Here is a 16,216-nt window from a genome sequence, read left to right on the forward strand (position 1 = left end):
TCGGTTGGGGGATGTTCTAATGCGGCGCAAATTATCCTTAGGGATTTTGCTGTTAATTGATACAGCTATTGTTAGCTTAACACCGCTTTTGGCGCTAATGATTCGTTTTGAGGAAACGGCTTTCGATGCTTTGTTTATCACATTTCTGTTTCCTTTGATGCCAGTGATTATCTTTGCTCGCCTTATAACTTTCTATGCCTTCGGTTTATATCATCGCTTGTGGCGTTATGCCAGTATTAATGAGCTACTAGCAATAGGCACAGCAGTGACACTAAGTTCGGTAATTATCGTAACGTATACCTCGTTCATTGGCCCTGACATACCAAAAAGCGTTCACTTTATAAGCTGGTTCTCAGCTATTATTCTGATTGGTTTATCAAGATTATGTGTGCGTATAATTTCTCATATGAGACAGATAAAGGGCAAAAAAGACACTTCTAATGTACTAATTATCGGTGCCGGCGATGCTGGGGCAATGATAGCTCGGGAAATAAAGTACAGGTACAACGGTAATAAAATTATTATCGGTTTTATTGATGATGATCCTTATAAGTACAACCAAATGATATTTGGAGTTAAAATCATTGGCAATCGATCGGTAATAAGACAAACAGTGAGAGAGTATCAAGTGAATGAAATTATCATTGCAATGCCTTCCATCGGTGGAAACATAGTTCGGGAAATATTAAGCGAATGCAGACAAACAGCGTGCACTGTTAAAACTCTCCCTGGTATGTATGAGCTTATTGATGGTAAGGTTACGGTCCAACAATTGCGGGATGTAAATTTGGAGGATTTGTTAAGAAGAGATCCAGTTCAGCTTGATTTGAGTGAAATTACTGGATTGATCAGCGGAAGGAATGTTCTCGTAACTGGGGCCGGCGGATCCATTGGCTCAGAATTATGCCGCCAAATCGCGAAGCTAGCCCCTAAGAAGCTTGTTCTTTTAGGAAAAGGTGAAAATAGCATTTATGAAATCGACAGAGAACTACGAATGAAATTTCCGAATATCGATATCAGGCCGATCATCGCGGACGTACGCGACCGCAAGAGAATCAATAAGGTATTCGTTGCTAATAAACCGCAGGTGGTGTTCCATGCTGCAGCTCATAAACACGTTCCCCTTATGGAGCTTCAACCAGAGGAGGCAGTACGAAACAATATCTTTGGTACTAAAGTTGTCGCAGAAGCAGCAGACAGGGCCCGATCAGAAGTCTTTGTCATGGTTTCAACAGATAAAGCAGTTAATCCGTCCAGTATAATGGGTGCTACTAAAAGAGTGGCTGAGCTCGTCATTCAAAGCGTCAGTAAACTTAGTGATACAAAATTTGTTGCTGTTCGATTTGGCAACGTGCTCGGAAGCCGGGGCAGTGTAATACCTCTGTTTAAAACACAGATAGCCGCAGGTGGGCCAATCACTATTACTCATCCCGATATGGAGCGATACTTTATGACCATTCCCGAAGCCGTACAATTAGTTCTCCAAGCTGGATCAATGGCCAGGGGGGGAGAAGTTTTTGTATTAGATATGGGTAAACCGGTTAAGATTGTCGATTTAGCTCATGACCTAATAGAACTTTCCGGGCTAGTACCATACGAGGATATAAAAATTGAATACACAGGAACAAGGCCTGGAGAAAAGCTATTTGAAGAATTGCTTACTGCCGAAGAAGGCATCGACGCAACTAAACATGAAAAAATTTTCATTGCGAATATAAGAACTATTGATGATAAACAGTTCCAACAGTGGCTAACCGCATTAAGACAGGCAATTCAAGATGATGACGTAGTCGAAATTATCAAGAGAATGGTACCAACGTATTCGGCGGGAAGTTCATCTAACCGTAAGCAAGTCAATAATCAAGACAGTGAAACAAAGGTTAAAAACAAAGAGTATACGGGAGGATATCAGACAGCAACCGGATTGATACACTGATTCAAGCGATAAGAATGGCTTAAATATATTGGCGGTATATAGGGGGGGGATCTATTGAAATTTGATGCGGGTAATATTTATAACGAATTATCGCCAGAACTCAGGTTGGTATTACTGTGTTCCAGTTTAAAGCGTAATGATAATGACCAAGACACCATAGATACGCTAATTGACTGTGGGATTAATTGGCCAATGTTTATCCATTTAGTTTTGCACCATCGGGTCTATCCCTTGGTATATCGATACCTGAGTACATTAGAGCATTCTAATGTACCGGATAAAGTATTAGCGGCTTTGTACAAATTTAAGAAGGATAATGATTGTAAGACTTTGCAGATGTCAGCAGAATTCGTAAGGATACTCCGGGCATTAGAACAAAAGGAGATCTTCGCGATAGTCATGAAAGGATTTCCTCTTGCGTATCAGCTTTATGGTGACATAACACTAAGGATGTCAAGAGATTTGGACCTTCTTGTACATCCAGAAGATGTTGACGAGGCTAGACGGGCAATCGAAAGTAACGGATATGTTTGGAAACATCCGTTGGCGCATACGACACCTGCGCGATTTAAAAAATGGATGGAATCCAATAAGCATTTAGTGTACTGGCACCCTGAACTGGAAATATGTATAGAGCTTCACTGGCGGCTGGATAGTTGGGGTATGGACTTCCCGTTGAATGTGGTAAAAAATAATATGACTTCAATGCAGATGTTTGGTCAGTCTGTAAATATTCTTGACAAGGAAGAATTACTTTTATACTTGGTTATACATGGTGCTGTTCACGCATGGTTTCGCGTTAAATGGTTGGTTGATATTGATCTCATTGTTAGGAAAGGCGATTTTTCTTGGGAAAGGTTATTCCTGCTAGCCGATAGTCTGAGCGTTAAGAGTGTCCTAAATCAAGCAATTATCTTATTGCGAGAACTCTTACAGACATCTTTTCCCAAGGAGATTATTTATTTGGCTGAAAAGGATAGGGCAGCTCAAGCTTTGGCCGTTATGGCACTGCGTTTTATAAAAGATAATGGTCTCTGCAGGAAGATAACACTTAAGGAAAAGGCCTCAATTTTATATAAGCATAAAAGGTATGAATATAGCTTACATTCTGGATGGCGGGGACGAGCATTATGTATTTCTAGGTGTTTTATACCGTCAGTAAACGATTTAGAACTGATCCTGTTATCGGAGAGGTTATATTTTCTCTATTATATTATATCGCCAATAAGGTGGATTTATGGAAGAACGCGTAATGTTATAACAAATATGGCACGTGGTTTGAGTTGGTAGAAAAATTGTAGGGAGTTCTAAATGATGGAAGGCGTTGGCCAGCAAGGTAGCGAGAAGCAAGCTTTCAATGATATTAATACTGCCGCTTATGCGGGAGTATATAACCGTGTATTTAAGCGCGTTATTGGTTTTTCGCTTGCGATTTTGCTGTTAGTACCATTAATTCCTCTATATATTTTAATTGCAATAGCAATTGTTATTGAATCCGGGTTTCCAATATTTTACAAAGCTGATCGAGGCGGCTATCGAGGAAGTTCGTTTCAAATTTATAAATTTCGTTCTATGGTACGGAATGCCGATCAAATTGGCGGTGGAACTACAGCCCTAAATGACAGCAGAATTACTAAAATTGGCAGTTTCCTTAGAAAGACTAAGCTGGATGAAACTGCACAGCTGCTTAATATTATTAAGGGTGAAATGAGTTTCATAGGGCCAAGGCCAGAACTTCTGAAATATACAAATCAGTATCAAGGCACAGAAAAATATATATTAGAAGTTCGCCCAGGGATTACAGATTATAGTTCCCTTGAATTTATAAATTTAGATGATATAGTCGGCAGCAGTAATGCCGATGAGGTGTACGAAAATAAGGTGCTTAAAAGGAAGAACCAATTAAGAATCAAATATGCTACGACTGTTTCTTTTAAGACAGATGTAAAGCTGTTCTTTCAAACTATCTATATGACAAGCCAAAAAGCCTTAAGCGTTGCTTTTGCGATGGAGGTATGGCATGGAAAAAATAGTGCTAAAAAATTCTGATCTAGCAGTATCACGTTTGTGTATGGGTGGATGTCCTATGGGGGGATACGGTTGGGGAACTGTATCCAAAAGTGACCTAATTGCTACTGTTAGAAGGGCACTAGAGATCGGGATCAATTTTTTTGATTCTGCAGATACCTATGGTCTTGGCGAGGCGGAAAAAACATTAGGGGAAGCGCTAGCAAGTAATCGACAGCAAGCAGTAATAGCCACTAAATTTGGCGTACGAGTTGAAAACGGTCAGACTTTTTATGATAATAGTCCCCAGTGGATTAATAAGGCGGCTGAAAATAGCCTTAGACGCTTAGGTACAGATTATATTGATCTGTATCAAGTTCATTACCGTGACGGAAAAACGCCTATTAGTGAAGTCATTGATAGCTTGACAAGGTTAAAAGACAAAGGCTGGATTAGATATTTTGGGCTATCGAACATACATATCGGGGATATTGCCGAATTAGAGTCCGAATCAGGTAGGTTTGTTAGCTTTCAAGATGAATATAGTCTTGCCTGTAGGAAGAACGAAGCGGACGTGTGTGAAATTACGAAGTTACTTGAACTAACGCCTTTGACATGGGGAAGTCTGGGACAAGGTATCCTAACCGGAAAGTATGATGAGACTGCAATTTTCAGCTCTGATGACAGACGTTCTAGAGATATATACGTTAACTTTCATGGCAGGAAGTTGTTAAAAAACCTAGAGATAGTCAACGAAATGCGAAAAATATCTGCTGAGATTAATAAGCCTGTTTCAGGTATAGCAATTAGATGGATATTAGATTACTTGCCTGAATCTGTTGTGATCACTGGAATCAAGAATACTCAGCAATTGTTGTCCAATACAAAGGCGCTTGGCTGGAATCTAGATAAGAGGTTTGTAGAAAGACTGCAAAGGGTGTCACTGGATGTATGAACAGAAAAAACATGCCTATTTAATAATGGCCTATAATAATTTTTATGTGTTAGAAAAATTGCTTTTATTACTGGACGACAACAGGAACGATATATATGTTCATGTAGACAAGAAAACTAGCGACTTTGATAAAAACTATTTTGACAAGTTAAATATATACTCAAACATATTTTTTATTGAAAGAAGAAATGTTTATTGGGCTGATTACTCACAAGTAGATGTTACTTTGGCTTTATTAAGAGCAGCCACTAAAAACAAACAATATCATTATTATCATCTATTGTCAGGGTCAGACTTACCTATTAAATCACAGGACTATATACATGATTTTTTTAGAAATAAAGACTGTCAATTTGTGGGTATAGTACCTCGGATATTTTGGTATTCCATCAGAAGAGTTAAATATTATTTTCCATTTTTAGATAATCGATATTATAGAAATTCTAAAATTTTAAAAGCCTTCGTCGCCGTACTAGTACTTATACAGCAATTTTGTCAAATTAATCGGCTCAAATACTATGAGCTAGATATTTATAACGGTTGGACTTGGTTCTCTATTAGTCATAGTTTTGCTAGCTACCTTATTGAGCAAGAAAATACTATTGCCAAGATGTTTCAAAAGGCAATGGCACCTGACGAATTATTTATACAGACTATGGCATTCAACTCTGATTATAAAGATAAGATTTTTGATATTACAGATCTGAAAAATGGATCAATGCGTTATATAGATTGGAAAAGAGGCACACCATATGTATTTCGTTCGTCTGACTTTGAAGATTTAATAAATAGCAGGTATTTGTTTGCAAGAAAATTTGATGAAAATGTCGATAGAGACATTATAGATAGAGTATATCATCAAGTAAAAAAATAGATTGGTGGGAGATAGCGTGAATAGTAAGGAACTTGCCTGGAGAATAAGACGCCACGGAGTTGAGATGACTCACACTTCAAAAGGATCACATATTGGTTCTATATTATCAGTAGCTGATATTATAGCAGTTTTATATACAAATATTCTCAAATACGACATAGCAAATATAAGATGGGAAGAACGTGATCGGGTAATCCTCAGCAAAGGGCATGCCGGCGCTGCCATCTATGCCGCTCTTGCAGAATGTGGTTTTTTTGATGTTGAAGAATTAAAAACCCACTATGCCAACGGTAGCCGCCTTTCCGGTCATGTCTCCCATAAAGGTGTTCCCGGGGTAGAGTTTTCCACAGGATCACTAGGTCATGGATTGCCAGTTGGCTGCGGTATGGCCATGGCGGCAAAAAAAAATAATCAGAATCATCGGGTATTTGTTATCTGCGGCGACGGCGAATGTGATGAAGGCTCTGTTTGGGAAGCCGCTCTGATTGCACATCATTATAGACTAGATAATCTAAGTGTAGTTATCGATAATAACAAAATGCAAAGCTTAGACTTTTGTGAAAACACAATTGCGCTTGAACCATTTGCCGACAAATGGGAAGCATTTGGCTGGCATGTGCTCGACATAGACGGGCATGATCATAGTGCACTAAAAAATGCCTATGATACTACATGTCATAATAAAGACAAGCCGACAGTCATCATTGCCAATACCATAAAGGGGAAAGGAATTTCATTTATGGAAAACAACATTCTTTGGCATTATCGTACGCCCCAAGGCGAAGAATATGATGCCGCGGTTGTGGAGTTGGAAGGTCAACGTCCATGAGAGACCAATTTACAGCGACATTAAAGACAATAGCAGAAAAAGACAAGAATGTAGTACTTGTGACCGGTGATTTAGGTTTCGGCGTTCTCAAAAGCTTTTGGGAAGAACTACCTCACCAATTTATCAATGCTGGAATATCGGAACAAGCGATGACTGGAATGGCAGCCGGTATGGCGATCGAAGGAAAAACTGTTTTTACCTATTCTATTGGTAATTTCCCTACATTACGGTGTATAGAGCAGATTAGAAATGATTGCACCTATCATAACGCGAATGTGAAAATAGTCTGTGTCGGCGGCGGTTTTGTCTATGGATCGTTAGGTATGAGCCACCACGCCACCGAAGATTTGGCAATGATGCGCGCATTACCGAATTTGGTTGTAATGGCTCCCGGTGATTTGGTTGAGGCGGAATGTGCCACTAAGGCAATATATGAGTACCCGGGAACCTGCTATTTGCGACTGGGGCGAGGCGGTGAAAAACGGATACACAATAGAATTGATAACTTCCAAATAGGCAAAGCCATCAAAATACTGGAGGGAGAGCAGGTTGTGTTATTTTCTACAGGCGCTATTGTTGATGAAGTGCACGAAGCGTGTGACATATTGAAAAAAAGTGGTATTACACCTGCCTTTTATACCTTCCCCACGGTCAAACCCATTGATTTGGCAGTAATTAGGGAATGTGCAGGACGGTATGATTTGATTGTCACTGTGGAAGAACATAACATTGTTGGCGGTTTCGGTAGTTCGGTAGCCGAGGTGCTGGCAGAGTTGAAGTCCAGAAAGGCGAGAATGTTAAAGATAGGCTTAAATGATACATATTCCTCTATAGTCGGCACTCAGCAGTTTTTAAGAGACTATTATGGCATGAGTGCCAGAAAGATTTCTCAAATAATAAAGGGTGTAGTTAATGAGTAAAAAAATATGTATTGTTACCACTACGTCTTTACCTATTAACCAGTTTATTAGATTTAGCTTTGAAGAATTTCATACTAGTGGATATGATGTCAGTATTTTATGCGATATGGATGATGAATTTGTAAAGTCATTACCGGAATATGTGAACCCAATACATATTTCCATGAAAAGAGGTATTAGTATTGTTGGAATAATAGCAACTCTAGAAATGTATAAAATTTTCAAAAAAGAGAAGTTCAATCTAGTTCAATACTCTACTCCTAATGCTTCTTTTTATGCAAGTATTGCTAGTTTTTTTGCAAGAGTACCTATTAGACTTTATTGTCAATGGGGTATGATATTTGTTTCTTTTACTGGATTAAGGAGATCTATATTTAAAAGTATTGAAAAAGTAATATGCAGATTGTCCACTGATGTGCAGCCGGTTAGCCACGGTAACCTATATCTTGGCCGAGAAATGAATTTCTATAACGAGAAAAACAGTAGAGTTGTTTGGAATGGCAGTGCTTGTGGAGTTGATTTAACTAAGTTTGATATATCAAAAAAGAAACAGTTTAGACAAGAAATAAGAGCTAAGTATAAAATTTCCCAAGATGATATTGTAATCGGATACTTGGGCCGGCTTATGAAGGATAAAGGCTTTGATGAATTGATTAGTTCTTTTAAACTTCTTAAAGAAAAATATCCTTACTTAAAAATGCTTTTTGTAGGTCCCACAGAAAGAACCTACAACGAGAATCCTGAACTCATAACATACTTCTATGAGTGTACTGATATTATAAAAGTAGGCAACGTACCTGATACGGAACGTTATTATTCAGCCATGGATCTATTTGTTTTTCCTAGTTACCGAGAGGGATTCGGCAATGTAGTCATAGAGGCGCAAGCTATGGCCCTGCCGCTTGTTATTTCAGATGTACCAGGGCCTACTGATGGGGTAGTAGTGGATGAAACTGCCTTTATTGTGCCGGTAAAAACAATAGAACCATTAGCTGATAAGATTGAAACTTTAATTTGTAATGAAAACTTGCGTCTGTCAATGGGTAATCGAGGTAGAGCACTCGTTGAGGCAAGGTTTGATAGCAAAATTTTACTTAAGAAGATAATAGAAAACCGAAACTGGTTGATACAGGGATTACGAGGCAACAGCTTGGAGGGAAAACGGCATGAGTCTCTTTGAGAAAATTGTTAAGCGGGAAGAAAAAATATCGCTTGTTGGTCTTGGATATGTTGGTATGCCCATTGCGGTTTCCTTCGCTCAAAAAGTGGATGTTATTGGCTTTGATGTGAATAAGCACAAAATCGAGCAATATAAAAGTGGCTTTGATCCGACGAATGAAATAGGTGATGAAGCGATTAAAAATACGACAGTGGAATTTACATATGATGAAGCAAAATTACGGGAAGCAAAATTCCACATTGTTGCGGTACCGACGCCAATTCATAAAGATAAAACTCCCGATTTATCACCTCTGCAGAGCGCAAGCAGGGTTGTTGGACGAAACCTCACAAAAGGCTCGATAGTGGTTTTTGAATCGACTGTTTATCCAGGAGTCACCGAAGACATTTGTATTCCGATCTTAGAACAAGAATCCGGATTCCAATGTGGCGTTGATTTCAAAGTAGGTTACTCGCCAGAACGCATTAATCCTGGAGATAAGCTGCACCGACTGGAAACGATAGTCAAGGTGGTTGCCGGTATAGACGAAGAATCACTGGACATTATTGCAAAAGTTTATGAGCTAGTTGTACAGGCTGGTGTGCATCGCGCGGAAAGTATTAAAGTTGCGGAAGCAGCAAAGGTGATTGAAAATAGCCAGCGTGATATCAATATTGCCTTTATGAATGAGTTATCCATTATTTTCAACAAAATGGGTATTGATACAAAAGCAGTATTGGCAGCAGCTGGTACGAAATGGAATTTTATGAAATTTACCCCTGGCCTTGTAGGGGGGCATTGCATTGGCGTTGATCCTTATTATCTGACCTACAAGGCGGAAGAACTGGGCTATCACTCCCAAATCATTTTATCAGGACGAAGGATCAATGATGAGATGGGAAAGTATATTGCTGAAATCACCGTTAAAAAGATGATTCAGGCTAACAAACATATTAAAGGAGCCAAGGCAGCGGTATTAGGCTTTACTTTTAAAGAGAATTGTCCAGATAGCCGCAATACAAAAGTTATCGATATTATTCGGGAATTACAGAATTATGGCGTCCAAACAGTAGTGGTCGATCCTGTTGCAGACGTAGAAGAAGTTAAGAGCGAATATGGTATGTCTCTATGCAGCATCGATCAGATTGGTGAGGTAGACGCAATTATTCTTGCCGTAGCTCATGATAAGTTTATAACCTTGGAGTTGGAGAGCCTGAAAAAATTATATAAAACTGGACGTCCTGATATATACAATGAGGTAGCTGCGACACTGAGCAACGATTTTGTTAGTTCACAGTGTGTTCTTATTGATGTGAAGGGGATTTTTAGTTCCAAACAAGCAAAAGACATGAACTATGTTTACTGGAGGCTATAATGGGGTACGGCAGAGTGGAATTACCCACTGGGACTCGGTTTTTGGTAACAGGATCAGCCGGGTTTATCGGTTCCAATCTTGTAGAAGCATTGCTTGGCCTGGGACATAAAGTCTGTGGTCTTGACAATTACTCCACCGGAAAAAAAGAGAATGTAGAAGAGCTTCTTAGCAATCCATTATATGAGTTTATTGAAGGTGACATCAGGGATTTTAATGTATGTAGGGAAGCGTGTCAGAATATCGACTATGTACTACATCAGGCAGCATTAGGGTCAGTCCCGCGTTCCATGATCTATCCATTAATATATGAAGATAACAATGTCAAAGGAACTTCCAATATCATGGAAGCAGCAAGACTGGCCGGAGTAAAACGTGTTATCTATGCATCGTCATCTTCTGTTTATGGAGACTCATTGAAATTACCCAAGGCAGAAGGTGATGAGGGAAATGTTTTATCCCCATATGCGTTAACCAAAAAAGTGAATGAACAGTACGGTGCTCTTTATACCCACGTATATGGGCTTGAGTGCATTGGGCTGAGATATTTTAATGTATTTGGGCGAAGGCAAGACCCAAATGGCGCCTACGCAGCCGTTATTCCAAAATTCCTTAAGCAATTACTCAATAATGAAACTCCTATCATCAACGGCGATGGTAGGCAGTCACGAGATTTCACCTATATCGATAATGTAATCGAAGCAAACATAAAAGCCTGTCTCGCACCTAGTGAAGCGGCAGGACAAGCTTTTAACATTGCGTACGGAAGCAGAGAGTATTTAATTGATATTTATTATGACTTGTGCAGAGCTCTTGATAGACAAGTCAATCCAATATTTGGCCCTGACAGAGCTGGAGATATCAAGCATTCGAATGCTAATATTTCGAATGCCAAACAATTGTTGGGGTATGAACCTGACTACGATTTTGCAAAGGGTACAGTTCTTGCTATTGAGTGGTACAAGAATAATTTATAGTTCGTAATAAGGTGTTTTTTAAATTTTGTTAGAACTACTGTGAGGATATAAGGTAATGCATAAAGTGAAAATATCAGTTATCATGGCCGTTTATAATTGTGAAGACAAAATTTCAGAGGCAATTGAGTCAATCCTGGCACAGACCTACCAAGATTGGAGCTTAATTATATGTGATGACTGTTCAACAGATGATACTCATAAAATTGTATTATCATATCAACAACGATATCCAAACAAAATTATTGCATTAAAAAATAAAATAAACTCTAAGCTTGCCTATTCATTAAATCATTGTCTTCAGTATGCCGAGGGCGAATATATTGCCAGAATGGATGGTGACGATATTTCGCTGCCGGAGCGGTTGGAAAAACAGCTGGAATTTTTGCTAACTCATCCAGAATACGATGTTGTTAGTACAGCTATGATTCCTTTTGATGAGAATGGAGAACGCGAGCCGAGAATAAGCAAGGAAATACCTAACAAATATGACCTGCTAAAAAACCCTTGTTTTAATCATGCTACTATACTTATGAAAAAGAGTGTCTATGATGCTTTGAATGGCTATGTGGTTTTACCGCGAACTACGCGTGGTCAGGACTATGATTTATGGTTCAGATTTTTTGCGGCAGGGTATACAGGCTATAACATGACTGCAGCCCTTTACAAGGTGCGCGAGGGTATTGGTGATTTGAAACGTAGAACTTTTAAAACCAGACTTCAAGCTGCAGAGACTGCCTTGTATGGCTATAGATTGCTTAATTATCCACTTCGATATTATATTTTTGCTTTTAAACCTATTATTGCTGGGATAATACCACAGCGGCTAATGTATATGTACCACAACATGAAATTCTCGGTAAATAGTAATAAGGCAGAATAAGGTGGAGTTTTATGAGTGTATATTATCTAACGATTTTAACAACCGGGATTGCTGCATGGATAGCTCAGTTGTCAGAACAACGAATGCTAAAGTCCTTTTTTGTTTTTTTCACAGCCATAATTTTGGCATTGGTAGCTGGCTTGCGATGGGGAGTAGGAGCTGATTACTTTCAATACGCTTTAAACTACTCAGGATATTCAGCAAGCAATTTAACAGAGTTAGTCCAATTTGAGATAGGTATTAGAGTTATCTCTGTAGTGTCTCAATATTTATATGACGACTATGCAACAATGTTTTTCATAGCATCACTTTTAACAATAGGTTTATTCGTTTTCACAATAGCGAAAAATAGCAACATGTTTGTTTTCAGTATTTTATTATTCATCTTCATCGGAAGCTGGAATGGGACCTTTAATGCTGTTCGCCAATTTTTGGCCTGCGCTGTTTTATTTGCTGGTCATAGGTATATAATAGAAAGGAATTTTTTGAAATATCTTTTAGTCGTTGGTATAGCTACAGCATTCCATGTGAGTGCCATAATCATGTTACCGCTCTTTTTTATTGCTGCGCGAAAAGTGGATTTTAAACAAATACTGTTGTTAACTTTTGCCGTTATCATCTTAATTTTTTCTTATGATTACTTATTTACAGTAGCTGGCATTCTGAAGGATAGCACAATCGAAATGGATTCTTATATGACAACACAAGTAAGTATTTGGCGTGTTGCTGTTAATTTTGCGCCTTTGGGATTATTGTTACTACGAACTGGTAATGACAAAATGATTACGGATTTTAACTTCTACTTAAACATGTTAATCATAAATGCAGCAGTAATGGCTGCAACAATGAATAGTGCGTACTTAGCCCGTGTTGGTATTTATACAACGATATATACTACAATTGCGTTGCCTAAAATACTTGAGCGTTTTGATTCAAAAACAGCTATGATACTAAAATTTATTATTGTATCATGCTACGCTATCTACTGGTATATAGAGGTCAGTGCTAATCCGAGTTTGAATGATTTCACGTGGATATTTGAAAGGTGAAAATAGTTAGAGAGAAGGAAAGCTGATGATTAAGCAGTGGTTGCGGAAGAATCCGGCTACATTTCTGCTCGTAAACATATATCATTACTTCAAAGGAAAGTGGCATATAGGAAAGTATACAGACGAGCAGGCAATTACCAGATATTATTTAATGAAGTCAGGTCAAATACCAGATTTGAACAATCCAACAAAATTCAGCGAAAAACTGCAATGGCTAAAATTACACGATCGAGATCCGCTAAAGGTGCAGTGCGCGGATAAATTCTTAGTGCGCGAATATGTTGTAAAATGTGGCTATGAACACTTACTAAACACGTTGTATGGGGTATATGAAACCACTAGCCAGATTAATATTGATGAACTTCCTGATAAATTCGTTCTTAAGGCGACACACGGTAGCGGCTGGAATCTTATTGTAAAGGATAAAAGAACGATTAATTGGTTTCTTTGGCGACTGATTATGCGAGTGTGGTTAAAACAAAATATCTATTGGAGTGGCCGCGAGTGGGTATATAAGAATCCGCAACCGCGTATTATTGCCGAAAAATACCTTGAGGATGAAACAGGCGAGCTACGAGACTATAAATTTTATTGTTTTAATGGCGAGCCTCGATTCATGCAATTAGAAGTTGGAAGACACTCAGGGACAAATACACGAAATTTTTATGATATGGGCTGGAAGCTTATGCCCTTCGGTAAAGAAATTCCACATAATTCCCAAGTTGATGTGCCACGTCCAAACGCCTTTGATGAAATGAAGTTAATTGCAAAAGCGCTATCAAAACCTTTCTCCTATGTTCGTGTAGATTTATATCAGGTATATGGCAAAGTTTTTTTTGGCGAGCTGACTTTTTTTCCGGCAGGAGGTGCGCCGGATTTTATACCGGCATGCTATGACGAGATCGTTGGAAACTATTTGTCACTTGGCGTAAAGGAGTTAGATGCAACATGAAAATCGTTCAGGTTGTTGGAACGATGAATCGGGGTGGCGCCGAAACAATGATAATGAATGTCTTTTACTACTTAAAAGAAAAACATCAATTCGTTTTTTTAATTAATAAAAAAAAGGGCGATACAGCGATAGGAGATTACGATGAGCTGATACGATGTTACGGGGGAGAAATACATTATATTGATGCCATGTGGGATGTAGGCTTACGGCGATATCTTTCGGAATTTAAGAGTATCATGCAAAAAATTGGCCAAGTAGACGTGGTTCATTCTCATTTAAACTCCAAAGGTGGTGTCATTGCCAAAGCTGCATATATGAGTGGTATTCCCAAGGTTATTGTGCATTCACATGCTGTGCTTAAATTCGACGGGCCATTATTGTTCAAATTAAGAAGCTATACGGAATTACTATATCAAAAAATATTAATTAACCGGTATGCAACAGACTTCTGTGCGTGTAGTCCAAAGGCGATGGATAGTCTGTTCAATAGGGAAAATAGGGAGAGTAAGAGGGCTTTTGTAGTTAATAATGCTCTCATACTGGAAAAATGTGTCGAGTATGATAAAGCCAAAGCAAATGAGTACGAAAAAAAATGGCGTACAAGTGGAGATATTAAAGTGCTAGGTTGTGTCGGCAGAATCGCAAAGGTTAAGAATACACTGTTTTTAATTGAATGTCTGCATCAACTTCATTTACAAGATTACCCTGCTGTGTTAGTACTGGTTGGCAGCAAACAAGAAAGGGACTATGCGGATCGTGTCTTTGAAACCATTAATTCATATAACCTACAGAACTATGTATTTTATATGAACAGTGTTGCAGATGTACAAAACGTTTACCCAGCATTTGATCTGTTTCTTGGCGCATCACTTCGCGAAGGATTGGGGATGGTTGCTATTGAAGCGCAAGCGGCAGGAGTACCCTGCATGCTTTCTGTGGGTTTTCCAGAAACCTCTGACATTGGGATGGGTTTAGTGCAATTTCATAATGGTTTCAATGCATCTATCTGGGCTAAAGCAATTATCAATTCAAGTATGAAAAAGATTCAGGATCGGGTCATGATTAGAGATGCGCTGAGACTGAGTGGATATGATATGCGATTGGAAGCAGAGAAATTGGAACAGGTATATATAGGAGTTACGCAGGATGCTGGATGAAGTACGATTGATGATATTGGGGGATATATGTCCCACCGAAGATTATAGAAGTCTATTTGACAGTAAGGATCCTTCTGTGCTTTTACACAACGTTCTCCCCGTGTTGAAAAATTCCGATCTTTGCATAGCGAACTTGGAGGCTCCTGCAATCAGCAGTCCGTCGCCTATCACGAAATGTGGTCCTGTACTTTCCGCACAACCCTCAGACCTCGCCTTAATAAAACAGGCAGGTATACATATTTTATCCCTGGCTAACAATCATATCCGGGACCATGGCAATGCCGGTGTTATCAGTACATTGGGACTTTGCCATCAGGAGGATATTGGGACACTAGGAGCTGGCAAAGACAAGCAAAGTGCATCTAAGCCGTACGTCGTATCTATTAAGAACAAAACCATTGGTATAATTGCATGCGCTGAAAAAGAGTTCAATTCTGCCACAAATATTGGTGCGGGAGCCAATGTCTATGATTCGTTGGAAACAATCGCACTAATCCGGGAAACAAAACAAAAATGTGACTTTCTTCTTCTGCTGTACCATGGTGGAATTGAATATCATCCGTATCCATCTCCCCGATTACAGCAGCGATGCAGAATGATGTCCTTAGCAGGTGCGGATGTTATTCTTTGTCAGCACAGCCACTGCATAGGTACTATAGAAGAGTTCGAAGGTGCGACCATAGTGTATGGTCAGGGGAACGCTATATATGGATATCGGGAAAAACAGCAATGTTGGAATGAAGGTCTTGCAGTAGAAATCAAGCTTAACGGAGAGAAATATGAGGTTAGCTATATTCCCTTCCAGGCTCAAAAGGATGGAATTCATCTTTTGGAAAGTAATGATACCTTAAAAAGAATAGATGACATCATGCAGCAATCAAGTATTCTGCACGATGAAAGAGTCATTCAAGAAAAATGGGATGAATTTTGTGAAAAACAGAAAGCTTTATACTTACCGCTTGTATTGGGGCGAGGAAGAGTTTTTAATAAATTAAACCGCCTTTTTTGTAATAAATTAATAGAATCTTTATATTCAACAAAAAACTTGATGGTTGTAAAAAATCTTCTGCAATGCGATGCCCATAGGGAAGTGATGTTAAATATCCTTGAAAAAGAAACAACAAATAAAAACTAATAAGTGGATAGAGG

15 protein-coding genes are annotated in these 16,216 nt (G+C 38.9%); all 15 read left to right on the top strand.

Features of this window, described 5'->3' with window-relative positions; all coding sequences use genetic code 11:
- The first annotated feature begins 19 nt into the window (after nucleotides 1-19).
- The 15 genes from B9A22_RS16975 to B9A22_RS17045 are packed head-to-tail and all read left to right on the top strand — an operon-like array spanning nucleotide 20 to nucleotide 16,202.
- Nucleotides 20-1,936 (top strand): polysaccharide biosynthesis protein, encoded by a 1,917-nt coding sequence (locus B9A22_RS16975; RefSeq protein ID WP_084577138.1) that lies wholly within the window; start codon nucleotides 20-22, stop codon nucleotides 1,934-1,936.
- Nucleotides 1,937-1,990: 54 nt separating this feature from the next.
- The gene (locus B9A22_RS16980) at nucleotides 1,991-3,226 is read left to right on the top strand and encodes a nucleotidyltransferase domain-containing protein (RefSeq protein ID WP_084577139.1); all 1,236 of its coding nucleotides are present in this window, start codon (nucleotides 1,991-1,993) and stop codon (nucleotides 3,224-3,226) included.
- A gap of 21 nt (nucleotides 3,227-3,247) precedes the next feature.
- The gene (locus B9A22_RS16985; RefSeq protein ID WP_217805975.1) at nucleotides 3,248-3,985 is read left to right on the top strand and encodes a sugar transferase; all 738 of its coding nucleotides are present in this window, start codon (nucleotides 3,248-3,250) and stop codon (nucleotides 3,983-3,985) included.
- Nucleotides 3,957-4,898 (top strand): aldo/keto reductase, encoded by a 942-nt coding sequence (locus B9A22_RS16990; protein WP_084577141.1) that lies wholly within the window; start codon nucleotides 3,957-3,959, stop codon nucleotides 4,896-4,898. Before B9A22_RS16985 ends, B9A22_RS16990 begins: the two co-directional genes overlap by 29 nt.
- Complete coding sequence (locus tag B9A22_RS16995) at nucleotides 4,891-5,772, top strand: beta-1,6-N-acetylglucosaminyltransferase (RefSeq protein ID WP_084577142.1); 882 nt, start codon at nucleotides 4,891-4,893, stop codon at nucleotides 5,770-5,772. Before B9A22_RS16990 ends, B9A22_RS16995 begins: the two co-directional genes overlap by 8 nt.
- Before the next feature lie 16 nt (nucleotides 5,773-5,788).
- Nucleotides 5,789-6,601, top strand: a complete 813-nt coding sequence (locus B9A22_RS17000; protein WP_084577143.1) for a transketolase — start codon at nucleotides 5,789-5,791, stop codon at nucleotides 6,599-6,601.
- Nucleotides 6,598-7,521 carry a transketolase family protein gene (locus B9A22_RS17005; protein ID WP_084577144.1) on the top strand — a complete coding sequence of 308 codons (924 nt, stop codon included), beginning with the start codon at nucleotides 6,598-6,600 and terminating at the stop codon, nucleotides 7,519-7,521. The genes B9A22_RS17000 and B9A22_RS17005 overlap by 4 nt, the downstream gene beginning before the upstream one ends.
- Nucleotides 7,514-8,701, top strand: a complete 1,188-nt coding sequence (locus tag B9A22_RS17010; protein ID WP_084577145.1) for a glycosyltransferase family 4 protein — start codon at nucleotides 7,514-7,516, stop codon at nucleotides 8,699-8,701. The genes B9A22_RS17005 and B9A22_RS17010 overlap by 8 nt, the downstream gene beginning before the upstream one ends.
- Nucleotides 8,688-10,055 (top strand): nucleotide sugar dehydrogenase, encoded by a 1,368-nt coding sequence (locus tag B9A22_RS17015; RefSeq protein ID WP_084577146.1) that lies wholly within the window; start codon nucleotides 8,688-8,690, stop codon nucleotides 10,053-10,055. Before B9A22_RS17010 ends, B9A22_RS17015 begins: the two co-directional genes overlap by 14 nt.
- Nucleotides 10,055-11,029, top strand: a complete 975-nt coding sequence (locus B9A22_RS17020) for an NAD-dependent epimerase/dehydratase family protein (protein WP_084577147.1) — start codon at nucleotides 10,055-10,057, stop codon at nucleotides 11,027-11,029. The genes B9A22_RS17015 and B9A22_RS17020 overlap by 1 nt, the downstream gene beginning before the upstream one ends.
- Before the next feature lie 55 nt (nucleotides 11,030-11,084).
- A complete protein-coding gene (locus B9A22_RS17025; protein ID WP_084577148.1) occupies nucleotides 11,085-11,909 on the top strand; it encodes a glycosyltransferase in 825 nt (274 codons plus the stop codon).
- A gap of 11 nt (nucleotides 11,910-11,920) precedes the next feature.
- The gene (locus tag B9A22_RS17030) at nucleotides 11,921-12,958 is read left to right on the top strand and encodes an EpsG family protein (RefSeq protein ID WP_084577149.1); all 1,038 of its coding nucleotides are present in this window, start codon (nucleotides 11,921-11,923) and stop codon (nucleotides 12,956-12,958) included.
- Between the two features lie 25 nt (nucleotides 12,959-12,983).
- Nucleotides 12,984-13,910: an ATP-grasp fold amidoligase family protein gene (locus tag B9A22_RS17035; RefSeq protein ID WP_084577150.1), complete on the top strand. Its 927-nt coding sequence runs from the start codon at nucleotides 12,984-12,986 to the stop codon at nucleotides 13,908-13,910.
- Entirely contained in the window at nucleotides 13,907-15,067 is a 1,161-nt protein-coding gene (locus B9A22_RS17040) for a glycosyltransferase (RefSeq protein WP_084577151.1), read from the top strand. Before B9A22_RS17035 ends, B9A22_RS17040 begins: the two co-directional genes overlap by 4 nt.
- Entirely contained in the window at nucleotides 15,057-16,202 is a 1,146-nt protein-coding gene (locus B9A22_RS17045) for a CapA family protein (RefSeq protein ID WP_084577152.1), read from the top strand. The genes B9A22_RS17040 and B9A22_RS17045 overlap by 11 nt, the downstream gene beginning before the upstream one ends.
- The last annotated feature ends 14 nt before the right edge of the window (nucleotides 16,203-16,216 follow it).

This window comes from Sporomusa malonica (genome assembly GCF_900176355.1).
GTDB classification, from domain to species: domain Bacteria; phylum Bacillota; class Negativicutes; order Sporomusales; family Sporomusaceae; genus Sporomusa; species Sporomusa malonica.